The 22,189-nt window shown below is 66.5% G+C and carries 28 protein-coding genes; 6 read left to right on the forward strand and 22 right to left on the reverse strand.

The features are described from left to right. Nucleotides 1–299: 299 nt before the first annotated feature. The 11 genes from rpsQ to rpsJ are packed head-to-tail and all read right to left on the reverse strand — an operon-like array spanning nucleotide 300 to nucleotide 5,641. Nucleotides 300–596: a 30S ribosomal protein S17 gene (gene rpsQ, locus AB0I14_RS12730; protein ID WP_209919098.1), complete on the reverse strand. Its 297-nt coding sequence runs from the start codon at nucleotides 594–596 to the stop codon at nucleotides 300–302. Then, nucleotides 596–829, reverse strand: a complete 234-nt coding sequence (gene rpmC / locus AB0I14_RS12735; RefSeq protein WP_166902633.1) for a 50S ribosomal protein L29 — start codon at nucleotides 827–829, stop codon at nucleotides 596–598. Before rpmC ends, rpsQ begins: the two co-directional genes overlap by 1 nt. Then, nucleotides 829–1,245: a 50S ribosomal protein L16 gene (rplP, locus tag AB0I14_RS12740; RefSeq protein WP_036441254.1), complete on the reverse strand. Its 417-nt coding sequence runs from the start codon at nucleotides 1,243–1,245 to the stop codon at nucleotides 829–831. The genes rpmC and rplP overlap by 1 nt, the downstream gene beginning before the upstream one ends. Before the next feature lie 3 nt (nucleotides 1,246–1,248). Then, on the reverse strand, nucleotides 1,249–2,082 hold the full coding sequence (gene rpsC, locus AB0I14_RS12745) for a 30S ribosomal protein S3 (RefSeq protein WP_358021106.1): 834 nt from the start codon (nucleotides 2,080–2,082) through the stop codon (nucleotides 1,249–1,251). Beyond that, the gene (gene rplV / locus AB0I14_RS12750; RefSeq protein ID WP_358021109.1) at nucleotides 2,082–2,546 is read right to left on the reverse strand and encodes a 50S ribosomal protein L22; all 465 of its coding nucleotides are present in this window, start codon (nucleotides 2,544–2,546) and stop codon (nucleotides 2,082–2,084) included. Before rplV ends, rpsC begins: the two co-directional genes overlap by 1 nt. Continuing rightward, on the reverse strand, nucleotides 2,543–2,824 hold the full coding sequence (gene rpsS, locus AB0I14_RS12755) for a 30S ribosomal protein S19 (RefSeq protein WP_044516135.1): 282 nt from the start codon (nucleotides 2,822–2,824) through the stop codon (nucleotides 2,543–2,545). Before rpsS ends, rplV begins: the two co-directional genes overlap by 4 nt. 21 nt (nucleotides 2,825–2,845) lie before the next feature. Continuing rightward, a complete protein-coding gene (gene rplB / locus AB0I14_RS12760) occupies nucleotides 2,846–3,685 on the reverse strand; it encodes a 50S ribosomal protein L2 (RefSeq protein ID WP_358021112.1) in 840 nt (279 codons plus the stop codon). A 27-nt stretch (nucleotides 3,686–3,712) separates the two neighbouring features. Next, nucleotides 3,713–4,015: a 50S ribosomal protein L23 gene (rplW, locus tag AB0I14_RS12765; RefSeq protein ID WP_044516131.1), complete on the reverse strand. Its 303-nt coding sequence runs from the start codon at nucleotides 4,013–4,015 to the stop codon at nucleotides 3,713–3,715. Then, complete coding sequence (rplD, locus tag AB0I14_RS12770; protein WP_358021116.1) at nucleotides 4,015–4,671, reverse strand: 50S ribosomal protein L4; 657 nt, start codon at nucleotides 4,669–4,671, stop codon at nucleotides 4,015–4,017. Before rplD ends, rplW begins: the two co-directional genes overlap by 1 nt. Further along, nucleotides 4,671–5,321, reverse strand: a complete 651-nt coding sequence (gene rplC / locus AB0I14_RS12775) for a 50S ribosomal protein L3 (protein ID WP_166902623.1) — start codon at nucleotides 5,319–5,321, stop codon at nucleotides 4,671–4,673. Before rplC ends, rplD begins: the two co-directional genes overlap by 1 nt. A 14-nt stretch (nucleotides 5,322–5,335) precedes the next feature. Next, nucleotides 5,336–5,641: a 30S ribosomal protein S10 gene (gene rpsJ / locus AB0I14_RS12780; protein WP_003925843.1), complete on the reverse strand. Its 306-nt coding sequence runs from the start codon at nucleotides 5,639–5,641 to the stop codon at nucleotides 5,336–5,338. Nucleotides 5,642–6,139: 498 nt separating this feature from the next. On the opposite strand from rpsJ, the gene AB0I14_RS12785 reads away from it, so the two are divergent. Next, the gene (locus tag AB0I14_RS12785; RefSeq protein WP_358021122.1) at nucleotides 6,140–6,628 is read left to right on the forward strand and encodes a hotdog fold domain-containing protein; all 489 of its coding nucleotides are present in this window, start codon (nucleotides 6,140–6,142) and stop codon (nucleotides 6,626–6,628) included. Between the two features lie 15 nt (nucleotides 6,629–6,643). On the opposite strand, the gene AB0I14_RS12790 is transcribed toward AB0I14_RS12785, so the two are convergent. Both AB0I14_RS12790 and AB0I14_RS12795 read right to left on the reverse strand, forming a co-directional pair. Next, nucleotides 6,644–6,997: a nuclear transport factor 2 family protein gene (locus AB0I14_RS12790; RefSeq protein WP_358021125.1), complete on the reverse strand. Its 354-nt coding sequence runs from the start codon at nucleotides 6,995–6,997 to the stop codon at nucleotides 6,644–6,646. Between the two features lie 5 nt (nucleotides 6,998–7,002). Continuing rightward, nucleotides 7,003–8,628 (reverse strand): carboxylesterase family protein, encoded by a 1,626-nt coding sequence (locus AB0I14_RS12795; RefSeq protein ID WP_358021128.1) that lies wholly within the window; start codon nucleotides 8,626–8,628, stop codon nucleotides 7,003–7,005. 107 nt (nucleotides 8,629–8,735) lie between these two features. Here AB0I14_RS12795 and AB0I14_RS12800 point away from each other — a divergent pair, with 107 nt between their 5' ends. Next, complete coding sequence (locus tag AB0I14_RS12800; RefSeq protein ID WP_358021131.1) at nucleotides 8,736–9,989, forward strand: cytochrome P450; 1,254 nt, start codon at nucleotides 8,736–8,738, stop codon at nucleotides 9,987–9,989. Here the strand turns inward: AB0I14_RS12800 and AB0I14_RS12805 are convergent. Further along, the gene (locus AB0I14_RS12805) at nucleotides 9,974–10,606 is read right to left on the reverse strand and encodes a helix-turn-helix domain-containing protein (protein ID WP_358021134.1); all 633 of its coding nucleotides are present in this window, start codon (nucleotides 10,604–10,606) and stop codon (nucleotides 9,974–9,976) included. The genes AB0I14_RS12800 and AB0I14_RS12805 overlap by 16 nt on opposite strands. Nucleotides 10,607–10,692: 86 nt before the next feature. On the opposite strand from AB0I14_RS12805, the gene AB0I14_RS12810 reads away from it, so the two are divergent. Then, nucleotides 10,693–12,324 carry an MFS transporter gene (locus AB0I14_RS12810; protein ID WP_358021137.1) on the forward strand — a complete coding sequence of 544 codons (1,632 nt, stop codon included), beginning with the start codon at nucleotides 10,693–10,695 and terminating at the stop codon, nucleotides 12,322–12,324. Here the strand turns inward: AB0I14_RS12810 and mftG are convergent. The 7 genes from mftG to mftA all read right to left on the reverse strand — a co-directional run bounded on the left by mftG (nucleotide 12,254) and on the right by mftA (nucleotide 18,755). Beyond that, nucleotides 12,254–13,669: a mycofactocin system GMC family oxidoreductase MftG gene (mftG, locus tag AB0I14_RS12815; RefSeq protein ID WP_358021140.1), complete on the reverse strand. Its 1,416-nt coding sequence runs from the start codon at nucleotides 13,667–13,669 to the stop codon at nucleotides 12,254–12,256. The genes AB0I14_RS12810 and mftG overlap by 71 nt on opposite strands. A gap of 6 nt (nucleotides 13,670–13,675) precedes the next feature. After that, a complete protein-coding gene (gene mftF, locus AB0I14_RS12820) occupies nucleotides 13,676–15,088 on the reverse strand; it encodes a mycofactocin biosynthesis glycosyltransferase MftF (protein ID WP_358021143.1) in 1,413 nt (470 codons plus the stop codon). Then, nucleotides 15,085–15,828: a mycofactocin biosynthesis peptidyl-dipeptidase MftE gene (gene mftE / locus AB0I14_RS12825; RefSeq protein WP_358021146.1), complete on the reverse strand. Its 744-nt coding sequence runs from the start codon at nucleotides 15,826–15,828 to the stop codon at nucleotides 15,085–15,087. Before mftE ends, mftF begins: the two co-directional genes overlap by 4 nt. Before the next feature lie 132 nt (nucleotides 15,829–15,960). Beyond that, a complete protein-coding gene (mftD, locus tag AB0I14_RS12830; RefSeq protein ID WP_358021149.1) occupies nucleotides 15,961–17,151 on the reverse strand; it encodes a pre-mycofactocin synthase MftD in 1,191 nt (396 codons plus the stop codon). 4 nt (nucleotides 17,152–17,155) lie between these two features. Then, nucleotides 17,156–18,346, reverse strand: a complete 1,191-nt coding sequence (gene mftC, locus AB0I14_RS12835) for a mycofactocin radical SAM maturase (RefSeq protein ID WP_358021152.1) — start codon at nucleotides 18,344–18,346, stop codon at nucleotides 17,156–17,158. Then, entirely contained in the window at nucleotides 18,343–18,657 is a 315-nt protein-coding gene (gene mftB / locus AB0I14_RS12840; protein ID WP_358021155.1) for a mycofactocin biosynthesis chaperone MftB, read from the reverse strand. Before mftB ends, mftC begins: the two co-directional genes overlap by 4 nt. A gap of 2 nt (nucleotides 18,658–18,659) precedes the next feature. Then, nucleotides 18,660–18,755 carry a mycofactocin precursor MftA gene (mftA, locus tag AB0I14_RS12845; RefSeq protein ID WP_358021158.1) on the reverse strand — a complete coding sequence of 32 codons (96 nt, stop codon included), beginning with the start codon at nucleotides 18,753–18,755 and terminating at the stop codon, nucleotides 18,660–18,662. A gap of 105 nt (nucleotides 18,756–18,860) precedes the next feature. Between mftA and mftR the strand changes: the two genes are divergently transcribed. Then, nucleotides 18,861–19,466 (forward strand): mycofactocin system transcriptional regulator, encoded by a 606-nt coding sequence (mftR, locus tag AB0I14_RS12850; protein WP_358021161.1) that lies wholly within the window; start codon nucleotides 18,861–18,863, stop codon nucleotides 19,464–19,466. Here the strand turns inward: mftR and AB0I14_RS12855 are convergent. Continuing rightward, entirely contained in the window at nucleotides 19,452–20,183 is a 732-nt protein-coding gene (locus AB0I14_RS12855) for a mitomycin antibiotics/polyketide fumonisin biosynthesis protein (RefSeq protein WP_358021310.1), read from the reverse strand. The two genes, mftR and AB0I14_RS12855, sit on opposite strands and share 15 nt — an antisense overlap. Before the next feature lie 106 nt (nucleotides 20,184–20,289). On the opposite strand from AB0I14_RS12855, the gene AB0I14_RS12860 reads away from it, so the two are divergent. After that, on the forward strand, nucleotides 20,290–20,805 hold the full coding sequence (locus tag AB0I14_RS12860) for a sigma-70 family RNA polymerase sigma factor (protein WP_358021164.1): 516 nt from the start codon (nucleotides 20,290–20,292) through the stop codon (nucleotides 20,803–20,805). Further along, nucleotides 20,802–22,082: a VOC family protein gene (locus AB0I14_RS12865; RefSeq protein WP_358021167.1), complete on the forward strand. Its 1,281-nt coding sequence runs from the start codon at nucleotides 20,802–20,804 to the stop codon at nucleotides 22,080–22,082. The genes AB0I14_RS12860 and AB0I14_RS12865 overlap by 4 nt, the downstream gene beginning before the upstream one ends. Nucleotides 22,083–22,189 lie beyond the last annotated feature (107 nt).

Raw genomic sequence — 22,189 nt, forward strand, 5'->3', positions numbered from 1 at the left:
GCGCTCCGCCGTTAAAGAGATTTTCGTTTCAGGTGAATACTCTGGTGGTCGCACGACATCCACGACAGCAGCGGTGGCTCACCCCTTTTGGGTGATTCTGGCAAAGCAATCACGTCAAGGGTCGAACTGACTCAATGTGGTTCGATACGCAGATTGACGCGATTATCGAAAAGCAAACGGTAGCTTCAGAACTACACAGCTCATCCGTCGACCCGACGAACCCACCAGACGCAGAAGTGCCCCAAACCCGAAGGTTTGGGGCACTTTTCAGTCTGCTCGCGCGGCGAGTTGAGCTTTCGCTACTTCGCCTTCTCGAGAACCTCGACCAGCCGCCACCGCTTGGTGGCCGACGTCGGCCGGGTCTCCATCAGCGAGACGCGGTCGCCGATGCCGGCGTCGCCGTTCTCGTCGTGCGCCTTGACCTTCGTGGTGGTCCGGATGATCTTGCCGTAGAGCGGGTGGCTCTTGCGGGATTCCAGCTCGACCACGATGGTCTTCTGCATCTTGTCGCTCACCACGTAGCCGATGGCGGTCTTACGACGGCCGCGCGGCTTCTCGGTGGCCGGGGTGTGCTTGGGGCCCTTGGTTTCTGCCATTACGAATCCTCACCAACGGGTCCGGAAGCCAGACCCAACTCACGTTCACGCAGCACGGTGTAAACCCGTGCAATCTCCTGGCGCACAATGCGCAGCCGACGGTTGTTGGCCAGCTGACCGGTCGCCATCTGGAAGCGCAGGTTGAACAGCTCTTCCTTCGACTCGCGCAGCTTTGCCGTCAACTCGGTGTCGGACAGTTCACGCAGCTCACCAGGCGTAGTTCCCACTGCCATCAGAACTGCTCCTCTCGACTCACGATGCGTGCCTTGATCGGCAGCTTGTGGATTGCGCGAGTCAGTGCTTCCTTGGCGATCTTCTCGTCGGGGTAGCTGATCTCGAACAAAATGCGTCCCGGCTTGACGTTGGCGATCCACCACTCCGGCGAACCCTTACCGGAACCCATGCGGGTCTCGGCGGGCTTCTTGGTCAGCGGGCGGTCCGGGAAGATGTTGATCCACACCTTGCCGCCACGCTTGATGTGCCGGTTGATGGCGATACGAGCGGACTCGATCTGCCGGTTGGTGATGTAGGCGTGGCCGAGGGCCTGGATGCCATAATCACCGAAGCTCACCGACGTGCCACCGCTGGCGATGCCACGCTGGCGCGGGTGATGCTGCTTGCGGTGCTTGACCTTACGGGGAATCAGCATGGTTTAGCTCTCCGTGCTCTCAGCGGCCGGCGCAGCCTCGACAGCAGCGGCCTCAGTAGCGGCGGGCGCATCTCCGGTCGCAGCGCGGCCGGCCTCAGTGCTCGTCGCCGTGGTGCCCGAGGAACCGCTACGACGCGGCCGGGTGCCCGACGGACGCTCACGACGCGGCCGGTCAGCGGCCGGCGCGGCGGCAGTCAGCTCACGCTTTCCACCGACGATGTCGCCCTTGTAGATCCACACCTTCACGCCGATCCGGCCGAAGGTGGTCTTGGCCTCGTACAGGCCGTAGTCGATGTCCGCGCGCAGCGTGTGCAGCGGAACCCGACCCTCGCGGTAGAACTCCGAGCGGCTCATCTCAGCACCGCCGAGGCGGCCCGAGCACTGCACCCGGATGCCCTTGACGTTGGGCTGACGCATCGCCGACTGGATCGCCTTGCGCATCGCGCGACGGAACGCCACGCGGTTGCTCAGCTGCTCGGCGACACCCTGGGCGACGAGCTGAGCCGTCGACTCAGGGTTCTTCACCTCGAGGATGTTCAGCTGAACCTGCTTCTTGGTCAGCTTCTCCAGGTCGGCACGGATGCGGTCGGCCTCGGTGCCGCGGCGACCGATGACGATGCCGGGACGCGCGGTGTGGATGTCGACGCGGACCCGGTCACGGGTGCGCTCGATCTCCACGTCGGCGATGCCGGCGCGCTCAAGACCAGTGGCCAGCAGACGCCGGATGGCGACGTCTTCCTTCACATAGTCCTTGTACTGCTTGTCGGCGTACCACCGGGACTTCCACTCGGTCGTGATACCGAGCCGGAAACCGTGGGGATTGATCTTCTGGCCCACTACTCCGAGCCTCCCTTCGTCTCGGCCGTGCCCTTCACGGCGGCGGCCTTGCTGCCCTGCGCACGACGGCTACGTGCCGACGCGGCGGACGCACCCTTCTGCTTGGGCGGACGGCTCTCCACGATCACGGTGATGTGGCTGGTGCGCTTACGGATCCGGAACGCACGCCCCTGGGCACGCGGACGGATGCGCTTGGCGGTCGGACCCTCATCGGCGTGGATGGTCGCAACCACCAGCGTCGTCGGGTCCAAGCCCTCGTTGTTCTGCGCGTTGGCGGCAGCGCTCGCGATCACCTTGGCGACCGTCTCGCTGGCACCCTGCGGCGCCCACCGCAAGATGTCGAGGGCTTGCTCGACGCTCTTGCCGCGGACCAGGTCGATGACACGACGGGCCTTGCTGGCCGAGACACGCACGAAACGTGCCTGCGCCATCGCGGATGGGTATTCAGTGACTGTGGTACTCATCGCCGCTTGCTCTTCCGGTCGTCCTTGATGTGACCCTTGAAGGTGCGCGTCGGGGCGAATTCGCCCAACTTGTGCCCGACCATCGCCTCGGTGACGAACACCGGGACATGCTTGCGGCCGTCATGCACCGCAAAGGTATGCCCGATGAAGTCGGGGAGGATGGTCGACCGACGCGACCAGGTCTTGATGACCTGCTTGGTGTTCTTGTCGTTCTGAACGTCGACCTTCTTGAGAAGATGGTCGTCGACGAACGGACCCTTTTTGAGACTACGAGGCATCGCTGCTACTCCTTCCGCTGCCTAGCGCTTGTTCTTGCCGGTGCGCCGGCGACGGACGATGAGCTTGTCGCTGGGCTTGTTGGGCTTGCGGGTGCGGCCCTCAGGCTTACCCCACGGGCTGACCGGATGGCGGCCACCAGAGGTCTTACCCTCACCACCACCATGCGGGTGGTCGACCGGGTTCATCACGACACCACGGACGGTCGGGCGCTTGCCCTTCCACCGCATACGGCCGGCCTTACCCCAGTTGATGTTGGCCTGCTCCTTGTTGCCGACCTCGCCGACGGTGGCGCGGCAGCGCACATCGACGCGGCGGATTTCACCGGACGGCATACGCAGCGAGGCGTAGGTGCCTTCCTTACCCAGCAACTGGATGCTGACACCGGCAGAGCGGCCCATCTTCGCACCGCCACCGGGCCGCAGCTCCACAGCGTGGATCACGGTACCGGCGGGGATGTTGCGCAGCGGCAGGTTGTTGCCCGGCTTGATGTCGGCGTTCGGCCCCTGCTCGATCACGTCGCCCTGCTTCAGACCCTGGGGCGCGATGATGTAGCGCTTCTCGCCGTCCAGGAAGTGCAGCAGCGCGATGTTCGCGGTGCGGTTGGGGTCGTACTCGATGTGCGCGACCTTGGCGTTGACGCCGTCCTTGTCATGGCGACGGAAGTCGATGACGCGGTAGGCACGCTTGTGGCCGCCACCCTTGTGCCGGGTGGTGATGCGGCCGTGGGCGTTACGACCACCCTTGCCGTGCAGCGGGCGAATCAGCGATTTCTCCGGAGTCGAACGAGTGATCTCGGCGAAATCGGAGACGCTGGCACCGCGACGACCCGGGGTCGTCGGCTTGTACTTGCGAATTCCCATATCAGTTAAATCCTCTTAGTTCCCGGCTTACGCCGGGGCTCCGAACAGTTCGATCGGCTTGCTGCCGGCGGCCAGGGTGACGATGGCACGCTTGGTGTCCTTGCGCTTACCGAAGCCCGAACGGGTGCGCTTGCGCTTACCCTGCCGGTTGGCGGTGTTCACCGAACTGACCTTGACGTCGAAGATCTTCTCGATAGCGATCTTGATCTGCGTCTTGTTCGAATCCGGGTGCACGACGAACGTGTACACGTTGTCCTCGATCAGCCCGTACGACTTCTCCGAGATGACCGGGGCCAGGATGATGTCGCGGGGGTCTGTAATCGTTGCCATCAGACCGACGCTCCTTCTTTTTGGTCCTTGGTGCTCGCAGAGATGTACGCGTTCAGCGCCTCGACGCTGAACACCAGGTCGTCGGCATTGAGCACGTCGTAGGTGTTGAGCTGATCCGGCGAGATCACGTGCACACCAGGCAGGTTCCGAACGCTGCGGGCGCCGACCTCATCGGTGCGACCGATGATGACGAGCACCTTGCGGCGGTCGGTGATCGCGCCCAGGAACGCCTTGGCGCTCTTGGTCGACGGGTTCTGACCCTCAACCAGCTCGGTGATCGCGTGGATCCGCTCGTTGCGGGCCCGGTCCGAGAGCGCACCGCGCAGTGCGGCGGCGATCATCTTCTTCGGGGTCCGCTGGCTGTAGTCGCGCGGCTGCGGGCCGTGCACAACGCCACCACCGGTGAACTGCGGTGCGCGGGTGGAGCCCTGACGCGCCCGACCGGTGCCCTTCTGCCGGTACGGCTTCTTACCGCCACCGGAGACCTGGGCGCGGGTCTTCGTCGCATGCGTGCCCTGACGCTTGGCCGCCAACTGAGCGTTGACCACCTGGTGCATCAGAGCGATGTTGGGCTCGACGTCGAACAGCGCGGCGGGCAGCTCGACAGAACCGTCCGTCTTGCCTGCCGGCGTCTTAACATCAATTTTGAGAGTCATTACTTCTCGCCTCGCTTGATTGCGCTGCGGACAACCACCAGACCACCGTTGCGTCCGGGGATCGCGCCCTTGATCAACAGCACGCCGTTCTCGGCATCGACCTTGTGAACCTTGAGGTTCTGCGTGGTCACCCGGTCGTGGCCCATGCGGCCCGACATCCGGGTGCCCTTGAACACGCGGCCCGGGGTGGCACAGCCACCGATGGAGCCGGGGCGACGGTGCACTGCCTGGGCGCCGTGCGAGGCGCCCTGGCCGGCGAAGCCGTGACGCTTCATGGTGCCGGCGAAGCCCTTGCCCTTGCTGGTGCCGGTCACGTCGACGAAAGCACCGTCGGCGAAGATCTCGGCGGTCAGCTCCTGGCCCACCTCGTACTCGGCGGCAGCAGCCTCGTCGACCCGAAGCTCAGCCAGGTGGCGGCGCGGGTTGACACCCGCGGCGGCGTACTGACCGGTGACGGGCTTGTTGACCTTGCGCGGGCTGATCTCGCCATAGGCGAGCTGCACGGCGCTGTAGCCGTCGCGCTCGGGGGTACGGATAAGGGTCACCACGTTGGGGCCGGCCTTGACGACCGTCACCGGGACGACTTTGTTGTTCTCATCGAACACCTGCGTCATGCCCAGCTTGGTGCCCAAAATGCCTTTTCTAGCCATTTTTCTCGGGTCTCCTACTGGATATTGACGTCGACACTGGCCGGCAGGTCGATGCGCATGAGAGCGTCAACCGTCTTCGGCGTCGGGTCGAGGATGTCGATCAGGCGCTTGTGGGTGCGCATTTCGAAATGCTCCCGCGAGTCCTTGTACTTATGCGGCGACCGGATGACGCAGTAAATGTTCTTCTCGGTCGGCAACGGCACGGGGCCCACGACACTGGCACCGGTACGGGTGACCGTCTCGACGATCTTGCGCGCCGAGGCATCAATGGCCTCATGGTCGTAGGCCTTGAGCCTGATGCGGATCTTCTGTCCCGCCACGCTTCTCCTACCTCTACTTCGTACATCGGCCGGCCGTATCGAAGCCTCGATGGGAAAACCCACCGAAACCCGTCGGGCCTGGTCCCCGGCGCGGGTGCGCCGAGTATTGCCGCCGCTGTTTACCTGTCTGTGGTCCACCGGCCCCCGCGGTCGGGCGTGTCGCCTTCTCGCACACTTTCTCGCCCTGGAAATCAGTCGCGATCTAGTGTTGGGACCGGATGCGCCCGTGGGGGCGCGGGTCGGATGCCCGGCCAGGAATACCCGGCTCAAGGCAACCCGAACAGTATGCCTTAGATCCGGGCGTGCTCCAAATCCACGATCGAGCAGGTCGGAGGCCGTCGGCGCGGCCAGGAAAAACAGCGTCCAAGTTCCGGGTTTCCAGGCGATTTTCGCGCACGGGTCACGTTCGTAACGTGAGGGCGGAGAAAACCGCCGCGGAGCGCCACCAGGTTACGACCGCGGCGCCCGTCGAACTTACTTTTGAGTAAGGTATGGCGCATGACGCAGTCGCCCGTGAGGACACCCAGCGCTACCTATAGAGCATGGAAGAAGTTGTCACCGCTGCCCGGCGGCAGCTGGGCGTTCTCCGCAGCGGCCATGGCCCGGGTGCCCTATTTCGCGTCGATCCTCCCCCACGTCGTCCGCATGGAGCCCGGCCTGGCCGAGGTGACGGTGCCGAAGTGGTTCTACGTCTACAACCACCTGCACACCGTGCACGCGATCGCGTCGTGCAATGCCGCCGAGATGGCGATGGGCATCCTGATGGAGGCCACCGTGCCGACGACGCACCGCTGGATTCCCAAGGCGATGAATGTGCAGTACCTCGCCAAGGCCACCACGTCGCTGCGGGCCAGGGCCGAGCTCACCCCGCCGGATTTCAGCACCATCACCGAAGGCACCGACATCGTGGTGCCGGTCAGCATCACCGACCGACACGGCGTCGAAGTGGTGCACGCCGACATCACCACCTGGGTCACGCCGGCCTGAGCCATCGAGTGTGCGCTAGTCGAGATAGGTGCCGTGACCCTCGCGCACCAGCGCGCCGTCGAACAGCAGCACCTCGTTGACCAGCCCGCCGTTCTGATTGCGGTAGTGGATCACCAGGGCCGACTCGCCGCGGTATGTCGCCAGCACCTCGAAATGCAGATCCGGCATGCCGGCCAGCGCCGTGGTCCAGTAGTGCCGCAACGCATCCTTACCCCGAACCACACCTTTGGTCTCCGGGAAGATGCGCGCCGCGACCGGCGAACTGAACATCACGTCGTCGTGGAAATGCGCCAACACCGCCTCCACGTCGTGCGCGTTCCACGCCTTCACCCATTCCTCGGCGAATGCGTGCGGATCCGGTGTCGCCATCGAGTTCACTTCTCCCTCAGCCCGGCCCAGAGCGGGCATTGATGCTCATGTGCGAAGCCATTGTCGACGCGACTGCCGTCGGCCTGCAACGACATTCGGGCACCGTCGCCCGCCGAATCGAACCCAGGCCAGCCCGGTTGACCATCGACTGCGGGATCACCGGTGCGCACGAAGGCGCTCCAGTAGTCCATCATCTGCTCCGAAAGGCGTTGCTGCGCCGGGTCCAACGGAGGCGCCCCGCCGACGTCGAACAGATAGCGAAGCTCCAGCGAGTGACTGGCCCCGACGGGGAAGGGCAGCGTTCGCATGACCTCCGGCGCCGGGGCGGAGCGATCGTTGAACTCGTAGGCGTAGACCGGCCCGGTGCGGGACAGCTCACCGGCCATCCGCTCCGAGACACACGCAAAGTCACCGTCGGTGACGGCAGCCGAATATGCCTGCGCCACACCGCCGTACCGATCGATCGGGTAATGGGCGCCGACCGCCGCAGCATCGGCGCCGAAGGTCTCCGACAAGAGCCGTGGATAATCCCCCGCGGCGTAGCGCTGTCCTTGACGGAGATAGCGCAACGCCACGAAGAGCGTGAACTCATCACGGGTGGTGCCGATGAGCACCGGCACCGGATCGGCGCGGCCTGCTCCGAATTCCGCCAACGGGGCCTGCGGAATCAATGCCGACCCGGTCACCGGGCCGGTCAGCTCGTCACTGCCGATATTGAAGTACCACACCGGTTTTCGCAGACCGTCCACCGGCAGTGTACGCAGGCAGTTCGCGGCCGTCACGGGATCGGGGCATCCGACAGCGGCTGCGTAATCGAGCGAGCGGCGGCTTGCCGTGGCAAGGTCGGCCTGCGCATGGCACGGCGCACTCATCAGGATCGCAGCTCGGAACAATCCCGCTGAACCGGGCGACACCAGGTGGTCGCACACCGACATGCCACCCGCGGATTCACCGGCGACGGTGACCTTTTCCGGATCGCCGCCGAAGTCGGCGATGTTGTCCCGCACCCACCGCAGCGCCGCCTGCTGGTCGGCCAGGCCGTAGTTGCCGATGTCACCGCCGGCCCCCAGCGCGGGGTGAGCCAGGAACCCCAGCGTGCCGAGACGGTAGTTGATCGTCACCACCACGACGTCCCCGCGCGCGGCCAGCCGCCCCGCGTCGTAGATATCGCCGCTGCCACCCACGAACGCGCCGCCGTGGATCCACACCATCACGGGGCGCAACCCATCCGAGACCGGCGGTGTCCAGACGTTCAGACTCAGGCAGTCCTCGGCAGAGTTGGCCCCGCGTTCGGGATCTGAATCGGGGTCCTGGATGCACCGCGGGCCGGGCCGGGTGGCGTCGCGCTCCCCCGGCCATCCCGGCGCGGGCGCCGGTGCGGAGAACCGCATGGGCCCTACCGGGGCAGCGGCATACGGCACCCCGGCGAACAGGCGGTGGTCGGATGCCACTGTGCCGCGCAGGGTTCCGGCTGTGGTCTGGACGAGCGCCGGGTCCAGCCCTTGTACGTGCCGCGGCGGATCAACGGCCGGATGACCGGACGTCACTGCCTGGCCGCCACCCCGCGCACAGCCTCCCACCAGCATCGCCAGCACTGCCAGCAACGCGACGACGCGACGCCCGGTCCGCATGGCTGCGAGCGTACGGGGCCGATCGACAAAATCGGCTCCCTTACGTGGCGCCGATCACATATGGTGGTAATTGACACCCGTCAAGTCCCTGGTAGTGAGGAGTCCGAATGAGCGCGCCGACGATGGATGACGCCGCGAAGGTGCTCGCCGATCCGACGGCTTACGCCGACGATGCACGCCTGCACACCGCGCTGACCCATCTGCGCGCCAACAATCCGGTGGCCTGGGTGGACAACAAGCCCTACCGACCGTTCTGGGCGATCACCAAGCACGCCGACATCATGGCCATCGAGCGGGACAACGAGCTCTTCATCAGCGAGCCCCGGCCGCTGCTGGCCACCGCCGCCGCCGACGACCTGGCCAGACAACAGCTCGAGGCCGGCATGGGCCTGCGCACGCTGATCCACATGGACGACCCCCATCACCGCAAGGTGCGGTCCATCGGTGCAGATTGGTTCCGCCCCAAGGCAATGCGTGATCTCAAGGTTCGCGTCGACGAACTCGCCAAGCGTTACGTCGACAAGATGCGGGATATCGGGCCCGAATGCGATTTCGTCACCGCCATCGCCGTCGACTTCCCGCTGTACGTGATCATGTCGCTGCTCGGGCTGCCCGAAGACGACTTCGCGCGCATGCACATGCTGACCCAGGAGATGTTCGGCGGCGACGACGACGAGTACAAGCGCGAGGGCGGGTCCTTGGAAGACCAACTCGCCGTATTGATGGACTTCTTCACCTACTTCTCCAAGCTCACCGCGTCGCGTCGCGCCAACCCGACCGAGGACCTGGCGTCGGCCATCGCCAACGGCACCATCGACGGGGAACCGCTGTCCGAGGTCGACACCGCGTCGTACTACGTCATCGTCGCCAGCGCCGGCCACGACACCACCAAGGACGCGATCTCCGGCGGACTCCATGCGCTCATCGAGAATCCCGACCAGTTGGCCAGGCTGAAAGCGCAACCCGATCTGATGGGTACCGCGGTCGAAGAGATGATCCGGTGGTCCACCCCGGTCAAGGAATTCATGCGGACCGCCACCGCCGACACCACCGTGCGCGGCGTGCCGATCGCGAAGGGCGACTCCGTCTACCTGGCGTACGTTTCGGGCAACCGCGACGAGGAGGTCTTCGACGACCCGCACCGCTTCGACGTCGGGCGGGACCCGAACAAGCACCTGGCATTCGGATACGGCGTGCACTTCTGTCTGGGCGCGGCACTGGCGCGGATGGAGATGAACAGCTTGTTCACCGAGCTGCTGAGCCGACTCGACTCCATCGAATTGGCCGGGACACCAGAGCTTTCCGCGACCACGTTCGTCGGCGGACTCAAGCACCTGCCGATTCGTTACTCGCTGCGCTGAGCCTCAGAGGTGGACCGCCGGTGGGTGGCGAGAAAGCCATCCACCGCGGCCCGCACGCAGGTGGTGTAGTCGAATTCCGACAGGGTGCTGAGCTTGCCCAACACGATCGGACCCAGCAGCAGCGCGGCGGCCTGCGTGCGATCGACCTCGCCGAGCTCGGCGACGGCCTCGGGGCTGTCGAAGATCGCCTCGAACGGCAGCGCGTACTGCTCGGCCACCCGCTCACGCAGGGTCCGCACCTCGGCGCTGTCGTCCGTCCGCCACGGCAGCTGTTCCATGTCGCCGCCGAGCGCCAACCATGACATCGCGGTGATGCTGATCGGCGCCTCGGCGATCGAGTCGGCCTGCGCCTGAACCAGGGCGATCAGCCGGTCACGCAGCGGGCCGTCCTCCGGCGGCATCGGCGCAGCCGGGATGAGAGCCCGAAATGCGGCGGCCAGCAAGTCATTTCCGCTCGGGAAGTGCCGGTACAACGTCGCCCTGGCCACATTCGCAGCCCTGGTGACCGCATCGACCGTCACCGCACTCGGACCACCTGACCGCAACAGCGTCGTCGCCGCCTCGAGCAACCGGGCCCGGGACCGGGCCGGACGCGGGTCAGCGCTTTCGGCAGCCATCCGCCAACACCTCCAAAAAAACAGACTTACCGTCTCGCTCCAAGACTGTTAGTCTCGAAACTTCATCGACGCAGGAGGTGCCCGGCATGTCTGACACCCTCGTCGATTCTGGCCAGGATATAGATGCGGGCCTGGCATATCTGTCGATCCGGCAGCGGTACTGGCTGCTCGCCGTCGCCTGCATGGACGTCTCCATCGTGATCGCATCGATGGTGGCCCTGAACGCCGCCCTTCCCGACATCGCCCGCGAGACCGCCGCCACCCAGGCCCAACTCACCTGGGTCATCGACGGGTACACCCTGGTGCTGGCCTGCCTGCTGTTGCCCGCGGGTGCGATCGGCGACCGCTACGGCAGGCGCGGCGCCCTGCTGACCGGCCTCGCGGTCTTCATCCTCGCCTCGGCGGCACCGATACTGTTCGACGACCCCGTCCAATTGATCGCCTCCCGTGCCGTGGCCGGGGCCGGCGCTGCCTTCATCATGCCGGCCACTCTGTCGCTGCTGACCGCCGCGTTTCCAAAGTCCGAGCGCAACAAGGCCGTTGGGATCTGGGCGGGCGTCGTCGGATCGGGAGCCGTCTTCGGATTCCTGATCACCGGCGGGTTGCTGCACTTCTGGTCCTGGCAATCCATCTTCGCGACCTTCGCGATCGCCGGCATCGGGTTGTTCCTCCTGACCTGCACCGTGCCCTCCTCCCGGGATGACGACGCCGCACCGCTGGACTGGATCGGCGCGGTGCTGATCGGCGCGGCAGTGGCGATCTTCGTGCTCGGGGTGATGGAAGCGCCGGTGCGGGGCTGGACACATCCGATGGTGTGGGGTTGCATGACCGGCGGAATCGGCCTCGCGGTGGCGTTCGCCTTTGTGCAACTCAACCGCCCGCACCCACTGCTCGATGTGCGGCTGTTCAGAAAACCCGACTTCGCCACCGGCGCAGTGGGCGTGACGTTCCTGTTCTTCGCGAACTTCGGCTACTTCTTCGTCAGCATGCAGTACATCCAGCTGGTCATGGGGTACAGCCCGATTCAGACGGCAATCGCCCTGTGTCCATTGATGATTCCCGTGCTTCTGCTCGGCGCCACCACGCACCTCTATCTGCCGCGGCTGGGTTTGCGGCTGTGCGTCTCGATCGGGCTTCTGGTGATCGCCGCGGGCCTGATGTGCATGCTGCTGCTCGAAGTGGATTCCAGCTATTTCGACTACGCCTGGCCATTGTTCATCATGAGCACTGGCATGGGATTGTGCACCGCGCCAACCACATCGGCCATCATGGGTGCGGTCCCCGACGAGAAACAGGGCGTGGCCTCCGCGGTCAACGACACCACCCGGGAAGTCGGTGCCGCCCTGGGCATCGCGGTGGCCGGATCGATCCTGGCAGCCCAATACCAGAATCACCTGGGGCCCAAGCTGACCGGACTACCCGCCGAGGTACGCGAGCCGATCCTCAGCTCACTGGCCGAGGCACTCGCCGTGGCCGGGCAACTGGGTCCGCAGGGCACGGCCGTAACCGAGCTCGCCAAGCAGGCATTCCTCGACGCGACGAACTCCGCCCTGCAGGTGATGGCGGTGGTGCTGGCGGTGGCCGCGGTGTTCGTCGGGATCTGGGCGCCGGGCCGCGACGGTGAGCAACTCCGGGTCGTCCGGCGACTCAGGTCGCGAGAAACTCCGCAGCCCGATGACCGATCATGGCAATGGTCGCGTGCGGGCCGCGGCTGGTGATGGCCGGCATGATCGACCCGTCCACCACCCACAGACCCTCGATCCCCAGCACCCGACAGGTCGGATCGAGTACCGCCTCAGCTCCCGCCCCCATCGGCGCGGTGCCGGCCAGATGCTGCGATGTCGACCACGACGCGTCACCGACTTCAGCTGTGTGACTGACCAATTCGCGAGCCAGCTCGGCGCCTCGACGCAGTGCCTCCACATCCTCGGCCACGGTGTCATAGCGGTGCTCGATCACCGGCGCCACCTTGGGGTCGGCCGACACCAACCGAACCCGGCCCCGCGAGTGCGGACTCATCAGCGCCACCCCGAGGTGCGGAAGCTCGGCGGGGTCGTGCCCGGGCCCGTGCACCATGGCCGCGAAACCGGCGGTGTACGGGCGCACCTCGATGCCATCGGCAGTGGTGAGCACGGCCTCCAGCGGCGGCAGGTCGTGAGTCGGCGTCCACGAGACGGGTAGCACCCATTCCGGATGGTCCACGGTGTGCATGCCGACCGGCAGGCCGGAGACCACCTCGATGCCGAGTGCCTCAAGCTCGGCCGACGGCCCGATACCGGACAGCAGCAATAGGTGTGCCGATCCAATTGCCCCGGAACACAGGATAATTCGATCAGCGCTGAGAACAGAACCGTCGTCGCACCGCACTCCGACAGCCCGATTCGCGCGGAACAGCACGCGGCCGACCCGGGTGTCGGTGACCAGCCGGAGATTCGGCCGGTCCAGGGCGGGTTGCAGGTAGGCGCCACCTGGCCCAACCCTGTTGCCTCCGTTGATGTTCAGCGGAACGGCACCCACCCCGGGCGGCAGTGCCGCCCCAGCGTCCGAGCCGTTGAGATCATCGATCCAGCCGAATCCGGCACTCGTCGCCGCATCCACGAATGATGCTGTGCAACCGTCGAACTCACGTACCCGACGGACGGTTATCGGGCCGCCGTCCCCGTGCAGGACGGTGTCGAAATCCAGGTCGGTCTCGATCGTGCGGAAGTGCGGCAGCACATCATCCCAGCTCCACCCGGGCACGCCCCACCGGTCGAAGTCGGTGGGCAACCCCCGGCAGAAGTAGCCGCCGTTGACCGCCCCGGAGCCACCCACCACCGATCCGCGGATGATCTCGGTGTACCGGGGCGGATTGTCGGTCAACACCGACGCATAGTGACGGACCACCGAACTGGCCGCCCCGATCGGCAGCCGCAGGGCATCCGTGATCTGCGCCGCCACCCGCGGGTCACTGGGCGCCGGGCCGGCCTCCACGACCGTGACCCGGCGGCTGGGATCGACGGAAAGCCGTTCAGCCAGAATTGATCCGGCGCTTCCGGCGCCGACGATCAGGACATCTGTCAACTGGCTTTAGCTCCGCAGCTGCGGTTTGAGCGCGCCCAGCTGACGTTCCCGCACCACACCGGTCCACAAGCCGATCCCGTAGGCGAGATCGTCCAGACGCTTGAGCAGGATGTGGGTCAGCAGGCCGACGGGTTTGGTGTCGTCGTCGGCATTGCCGCGCCGGGTCGCCCAGTCGACCACACCGTCGAGCACCGCGGCCACCAGCACCGCGTGCCTGGCCCGCCGGAACATCAGGGCGGCGACCAGGGCCACCGGCCAGTAGTGCCGACAGATCGCCGAACACAGCTGGAGAGCCGCCGACCACAGCCCGCGCGCGGTCACCGCCGCGACCTCGGTCGGTTCGGTATCGACCGTGCTGAGAGACCTTGCGATGCGCCGGCCGGTGAAGATCGCGATCACCACCGAGCCGAGATACCCGAAACACGACCCCATGGCCAGGAGCAGCCACACCATCAGCGTCCACCCGGAGATCACCACAGGGGCGGTCTTACCCGGATGCCGGACGGTCAACGGTGCCGCCGATGTGCCGTAGAAAGCCTTGCGGTTGAACCACTCTCGCAGATCTGTCCGGTGGTCATGAGCAACCAGCGCGATCGGCTCGTACCGCAGGCGGGCCCCGGTTTCGACCAGGCGCCAGCACAGGTCAACATCTTCGCCGGAGTGCATGGTCTCGTCGAACCCGCCCACCGCGACCAGCGCCGAGCGCCGGCAGATGATGGCCGCACTCGGTACGTAGGACACCGGGCCGTAGGGCACCACCGGCGCCTCCCGCACCCCGAGATCCAACGACGAACGCACCGCCTCGTACCGGGCGACGACGTTGTCGGCGGTGTGCAGCCCGACGATGCGCGGCGCCACCAGCGCCACCGCAGGGTCGCAGAAGTGTCCGAGCAATGCCTCGAGCCACCCACGCCGCGGCACCACATCGGAGTCGAGGAACGCCACGAAATCGGTCTCCGTCGCGGCCAGGCCGGTGTTGCGGGCGGCCGCCGGACCGTTGCTACGGAAGTGCCGGAGCACCTGCACATCGCAGTGCATCCCGGCGAACTCTGATTGCGCGACCGGAACCGCAGAGCCGTCGTCGACCACGATCACCCGCAGGCCCCGCAACGCCGCGATCAGCCGATGCAGACCGGATACGTTGTCGCGCACCGGAATAATGACCGTGACGTCACGGTGCGACGGCCCGCAGGGCGGACGCGGATGCGCGACCGTGGCGTCGAGCAAAGTCCGGGCAAGTTGCGCGCTCTGCGCGTCGTGCACTTCCAGACGGCCGCCGTTGAGCATGGTCTGCGCGGTCGGAGCCAGCTGCAGCAACCGGGTCGGCGACCCGCCGAGTAGGGCCGCGCCCGCCCCGAGCACCTTGACACGGCGATCCACCTGCACGGCAAAACCGTCGGGCAGCCTCGGTCCGGTCATGTCAGCAATCCGTTCCGGTCCGGCTGCCAGCGCCGCATCCGGCCGGCGCAGCCGTTGACCATCTCAGCAAAGATACGCTCCCCCTCGACGGCCGTCGCGGTTGTCGGGTCACCGAGCACCCCGACTTCGCTGACTGCTGCGATCCCCCCACCGCGCATCGCCGGCATCAGCTCGGCCAGCGGGGCAGTATTGCCGGGAGTCAGCTCATCCACCCAGACATCGCCGGGCGAAATATGTAGCAATACAGATGTTTCGGTATGGCCCGCGTGCGCGTCGGCGCCCGTGGCGATGCACGGAACCCAGCCGGCATCGCGGCCCTCCTGGCGCAACAGGGCCACCGCGGCGGCCAGCGCCTCCACATTGCCCCCGTGACCATTGACGAAGACGAATCGCGAGGCCCAGCTCGACGCCGACCGCCCGTACTCCACCAGCAACGACCGTAGTGCGGCGGTGCCGATCGACACCGTGCCGGGGAACCCCTCGTGCTCGCCGCTGGCGCCGTAGTGGACGGGCGGCGCGACCATCCATTCGCCGGCCGGCGCGCCGTCGACGTGCTCGAGAACCGCGTGGGCGACGGCGGAGGCGATCCGCGTGTCGGTGTCCAGGGGCAGGTGCGGACCATGTTGCTCGGTAGAGCCCACGGGGATGATCAACATTGGCGACACGCTGCGTAGCTGTCTCGACGTTGAGTTCCCGAGCCCGCTGGGGAACGCCACGTGCCGATCGTAGGCCGTATTCACCTACTGTGCGCCAATTGTTGGAGCACAGGCAGCAATTGATTTGCCTTTGCTTTCCCGACACCGGCCATGAGCATCACGTACGTCTCTCCTGCCACCCCTGTCACGCCGCAGCGCGACGCGCCGGGGCAGCAGTCAGGAGTCGGCGCGCGGGACGCCGAGGGTTCGGGTGAAGCCCTCGGGAACCAGGATGTCGTCCGGCGTCAGGTCGTGGATCGAGGACTTGCCCAGCCCACGCAGCGCGGAGTCGATGCCACCGCTGAGGATGTCCAGCACGTTCTCGACACCCGCCTGGCCGTTGGCGGCGAGGCCCCACAGGTAGGCACGTCCGATCATGACCGCCCGGGCGCCGAGCGCCACGGCCTTGACGACGTCGCTGCCGCGGCGGATCCCGCCGTCCAGCAAAACCTCGACCTGGTCCCCCACCGCGTCGGCGATGGCAGGCAGGCAACGGATCGCCGCCGGGGTGCCGTCCAGGTTGTTACCGCCGTGGTTGGACACGGTGATCGCCGAAACACCCGCGTCCACGGCACGTTTGGCGTCATCGACCCGCACCATGCCCTTGAGCAGGAACGGCCCGCCCCACTGCTCACGCAGCCAGGCGATGTCCTCCCAGGTCGGGGGCGGGGTGCCCATCCACTGCCCGTAGGCCTCGAAGAACGTCGGCCCCGGCTCGCCGGCCCGGCCCTGGTTGGGCACCCGCAGGTCAGGTGGACGCAGGTGCTTACCGAAGCTCCACAGCCAGCGCGGCTTGGTGAGCACCTCCGGGGACATCCGCAGCATCGTGCGCAGATCCATTCGCTCCGGGATCTTCGGGCTACCCCAGTCGCGACCGTGGCTGAAGCTCCAGTCGGTCGTGGCGATGAGGCCGACGGCACCCGCGTCCTTGGCCCGCTGCACCCGCTCGGCGATCTCGTCGCGGGACCCCAGCCAGTAGATCTGGAAGAAGATCTTGTCGTTGACGGCGGTGACTTCCTCCATCGGCTTGCTGGCAAACGAGGACAGCCCCATGGCCGTACCGCGCGCCGCCGCAGCCCGGGCCACCGCCACCTCGCCATCGGGGTCGACTGCCTGCACGCCCGTAGGCGAGATGATGACCGGCATCGAAATGTCTTGACCCATCACGGTTGTCGACATCTCACGCTTCTCGGTGGCACCGACGACGTGCGGCGCGAAACCGAGCTCGGCGAACGACTCCACGTTGTCGGAGACCGTCACGCCCTTTTCGCTGGCGGAGATCAGCGACGAGTAGGCGGACTTGGGCAGCCGCTTCTTCGCCCGCTGCTGGGCGATGGCGACGGTCTCGAACCAGGTATCACGAGCCATGGATTTACACCGGACTTTCGTTACAGATTCGGGCGGGCGGCATGCTCAGCAACTTCAGCGCCACCGGGCCCTGCTTGGTACCGCGGGAGTGATCACCGCTGGGCTTGGGTTTGATGCGTTCCGCTGCCAGGGCCGGTTCGCCCCAGCCTTCGACGCACTCGGGATCCGGCCCGTCCATCGGCAGACCGGTGAAGAACTTGGCTGCCATGCAGCCGCCGCGGCAGGCGTCGTAGTGCCCGCAGCCACTGCAGGCGCCGGCCGACTGCGGCTCGCGAAGCTCACGGAAGAGCGGGGAGTTCTGCCAGACATTCTGAAAACCGGTTCCAAAACCGGTGTCTTCCAGAATGTTTCCGGCCAGGAACTTGTCGTGGATGGCGAACGGGCAGGCGTAGACATCGCCCACCGGATCGATCAGGCACACCACCCGGCCGGCGCCGCACAGGTTCAGCCCGGCCAGAGCGCCGGGCTCACCCAGCCCCGACAGGTGGAAGAACGAGTCACCGGTCAGCACGCGCTCACCGCGGGCGACCAACCAGTTGTACAGCTGGCGCTGCTGGTCCGGGGTGGGGTGCAGCTCGTCCCAGACATCGGCGCCCCGGCCCGACGGGCGCAGCCGGGTGATCCGCAGCGTGGCGCCGTAGCGGTCGGCCAGCGCCTTGAACTCGTCGAGCTGGTCGACGTTGTGGCGGGTCACCACGACAGAGATCTTGGCATCGGAAAAGCCCGCGGCGGCAAGGTTTTCCAGCGCGCGCACGGCCATGTCGAATGAGCCCTTGCCGCGGACCGCGTCGTTGACCTCGGCGTTGGCGCCGTCAAGGGAGATCTGCACGTCGACGTAGTCGCTGGCGGCGAGCTTGGCGGCCACCTCGGGTGTGATGCGCACCCCGTTGGTGGAGAACTTGACGCCGACATGGTGTTCGGTCGCGTAGTCGACCAGTTCCCAGAAGTCCGGGCGCACAGTGGGTTCCCCGCCGCCGATGTTCACGTAGAACACCTGCATGCGTTCCAACTCGTCGATGATGTCCTTGCACTGCTGTGTGGACAGTTCGCGCGGATCGCGCTTACCCGAAGAGGACAGGCAGTGCACACACGCCAGGTTGCAGGCGTAGGTGAGCTCCCAGGTCAGGCAGATCGGAGCATCTAGTCCGTGTTCGAACTGCTCGACGAGCCGCGGCACGGGCGCAACAGAAGTCATTGTGGATTCCCAGGGATGAGCATCTTCGAGGACACCAGCACGCTCAGCGCGTGCAGGTAAGGGCCTTGGTCGGAGTCGGCGATGCCGACCGCGCGACACGCGGACCGGGCGTCGGGGTGATCAGCCAGTGAGTTGACCACCTCGACGACCGTCCGGTTCTTCAGAAACGACAGCTTGCGGGTTCCGAAGTGATACAGCAGGGCACCGAACGGCTCCGGCCGCACCGCCACCTGGTGGTGCAACCGCCAGCTGACATTCGGGTCGAATAGGACGCCGGTGTGCCCGGCCGTATCGGCAGCCTGTGTGGACACCGTCAGTAAACCCCGCACATACCGTCGATCGAGACCTCTTCGACGAGCGTCTCGGCGACGAGCTGGGTTTCGGTCTCCGCCTGCGGGTTCTGATCCATGAATCGCACCTTTCTTCCAACTGTTCCTGTCACTGTGGGTCTCGACAATTGTGACCTGAGTCGCAAGAATATGGCATCGAGTGCACAAATGGAAGGGCGGGTTTCATGCGACAGGCATCCGGGCCCCGTGTCGGTCGGCGCCCGTCCACCACGCAGGACCACATCACCGACGTCGCGCTCGCGCTGTTCGCCACCCGCGGCTTCGACGAGGTCAGTGTCGACGACGTGGCCAAAGCCGCCGGCATCGCGCGACGCACCCTGTTCCGCTACTACGCCTCCAAGAACGCCATCCCCTGGGGAGACTTCGACGCCCACCTGCAACACCTGCGTGACCTGCTCGCCGCACTGAGCACCGAGATCCCGCTGGCCGAAGCACTGCGCCAAGCGCTGCTGTCGTTCAACACCTACGACGCCCAGGAGATGGCCCAACACCGCCGGCGCATGCGCGTCATCCTGGAAACTGCAGGGCTGCAGGCATATTCGATGACGATGTATGCCGGCTGGCGCGAGGTCATCGCCACCTACGTGGCACAGCGGATCGGCGCGACACCTGGGGACCTGATGCCGCAGACCGTGGGATGGCTGATGCTCGGAGTCGCGCTGTCGGCCTATGAGCACTGGCTTGCCGATGAGTCGGTCGCACTGGCAGACGCCATCGCCCAAGCCTTCGAAGTGGCACGCCCCGGCGTGGAGGCCCTAGCCCCGCAGTAGCCCGTCCCACGCCGCCGCCAGCGCCTCCGGCCCCTGCGGACTCAGCCTCTCGGTGAGCATTGTCGGCGCCTGCGACATGAAACGCGGTGCACTGCCCCGATGTACATCGGCGGCATGCGCCGTGAATGGATGTAGCACGTACATGTCGCCGGGCCGGCCCGTCGCATATGCCACCGGGCGGGTGCGGCTGGCCTCGTCGACCAGCGCACCGGCTTCGACGAAGTCGATCGGATCGGGACCCAGCACCCGGGCTGTGTCACGATGCGAACCCACCCGGATCCGCGTCGGTGCATCGGCGGGCCCGACCTCTGACAGCAGGGTCAACACGAGGACAGTGTGTGGGCGACCGCTGACCGCCCACTCGCCACCCGGCAGCGGGGTGTTGGCGTCCACGTGCCAGCCCCGGTCCTCTGCTGGCGGATCCACCGGAAACCGGACCGGGATGTTGCCCAGGGCACCGCGCGGTAGCCAACCTCCCTCGCCGCAGATCACGTCGAGGGCGTCGGTGAGCGCTGCGTTGCCCACCAGTCGCCGGAACGGGCCGGTACCGGTCAGGTCAGCGGTCCACACCACCGGACCCCACCAGGACTCCGGATCATCAGGCGAGAGCCCTATCTGCGTCCACAGCAGATCCCTCGCCGCATCGGCGATTTCGGCCGGCGCGGCCTGTTCGACCTTGACGAACCCGTCCCTCGTGAATGCGTCGACGTCCACCACACCGACCACCCTGACGCACCTCGCCTGACCAGCGCCAACCATTTTCCGGCGAAAATTCTTCACACAACCCCGTCGGAGTTCGGTGCCCGGCGGCGACGATAAGGGTGTGAGCGCCGAAACAGACGCTCCGCGGGCGCTGCTGAGGTGCTACGACGAGGCCCTGCCGGCGGTGTACGGCTACTTCGTACGACGCTGCGGTGACCGCGGAACCGCCGAGGACCTGACGTCGGAGACGTTCCTGGCCGCCATGGACGCGGCCCGCAGACCGTCGCCGCCGTCGATCACGGTGCCCTGGTTGATCGGGGTGGCCAGGCACAAACTTGCCGACCACTACCGCCGGCGACATGACCGGTTCACCGTGCCGGTGGCCGAGCTTCCAGAACCGGTGGACCCGGCCGATGACTGGGACGCCGAGCTGGATCGCATTGTCGCCGAAGCGGTTTTGGCCCGCCTGCCCGAACACCACCGCACCGTGCTCGCCCTGCGCTACCTCGACGACTGCTCGGTAGGTGAATGCGCCGAACTGATCGGGCGCACGGTGCATGCCACCGAGGCCCTGCTGGTCAGGGCCCGCCGGGCCTTCAGAGCCCAGTACCCGACACCGGAGGGAGGGATGTTGTGATCAACAGCCACGATCCGTTGACCGTGCTGAGCGGCGACGACCAACCGGTTTCCCCCGATCCGGCGTTCGCAGCCCGGCTGCGCGCGCGGCTGGAATCGGCCCTCACCCTTCCCGACCGCACCCAAGGAGTTGACATGAGTGGAACCGAAACTGCCATCGCCGAACTGAATCAACCCACGGCTGTTCCAGCTCCCCCACGATCCGCCGTCGTGGCCTACCTGGCCGTGCCCGATGCACGAGCCGCGATCGCCTGGTACATCGACGCGCTGGGCGCCCAACAGGTCGGCGAGCCCATCGTGATGGACGACGGCCGCATCGGCCATGCCGAGCTCGCACTCGCCGGCGGCGTGTTCTACCTGGCTGACGAGTATCCCGAGATCGGCTTGACAGCGCCTGCACCACATGCGAATTCGGTGAGCCTCATGCTGGACGTCCCCGACACCGATGCCGCACTGGAGCGGGCCCGCACGCTGGGTGCGCAGGTGCAGAGAGAACCGTACGAGAACTACGGAACCCGCAACGCGGCGATCATCGACCCGTCCGGCCACCGCTGGATGCTGTCCGGACCGGCCACCGGGGCAGCCGTCCCCATCCAGCACGGCGATGTCGGATACGTCTCGGTCTGGGTCCCCGACGCCGAGCGCGCCGCGGCCTTCTACCGCCACGTGCTCGGCTGGACCTACGACCCCGCCACCGGCCAGGTCACCAACACCCGACAGCCCATCGGCATCTTCAGCATCGCGGGTGCCGGGAACCTGTTCTGCTGCTACGCGGTGACCGATCTGGACGGGGCCCACCAGGCGATCCTGGCCGGCGGCGGTCGCCCCGGCCAGACCCAGGAATTCGACTTCGGCACTGTGCTGGATGCCACCGACCCGGCCGGCACACCGTTCGCAGTGTTCCTGCCCGCACCGGGAACACCGAGGCCGGACCTGAACGGCGCAGGGCCAGGCGAACTTTCGTATCTCACCTACGAGGTGCCCGACTCGACGGCGTTCAAGGAGTTCTACAGCCGAGTGCTCTTCTGGTCCTTCGAACCCGGCCGGGTCGACGACGGTTGGGGTGTGCAGGGCAGCCAACCGATGTCGGGGATGGCCGGCGGTGCCGCGCGGGCCACGGCCGTGCCGATGTGGACGGTCGCCGATATCGACGCCGCAGTGGTTCGGGTCGCCGAGGCCGGCGGCACCGTGCTGCAGCAGCCGTCACGACAGCCCTACGGATTGATGGCCGAGTGCACCGACAACCAGGGCAGCCGGTTCTACCTCGGCCAGTTCTAGAGCGATTTGGGTGCGTTCAGCGGCGCTCCCTGCCCCCGGTGCGGGCACACGAGCCACCGGTGATCCGCGCGCGGTGAATCGGTTGGACGGTAGTCACTTCGGCCGTT

The organism is Mycobacterium sp. NPDC050441, from assembly GCF_040655355.1.
In the GTDB taxonomy this organism is placed as follows: domain Bacteria; phylum Actinomycetota; class Actinomycetes; order Mycobacteriales; family Mycobacteriaceae; genus Mycobacterium.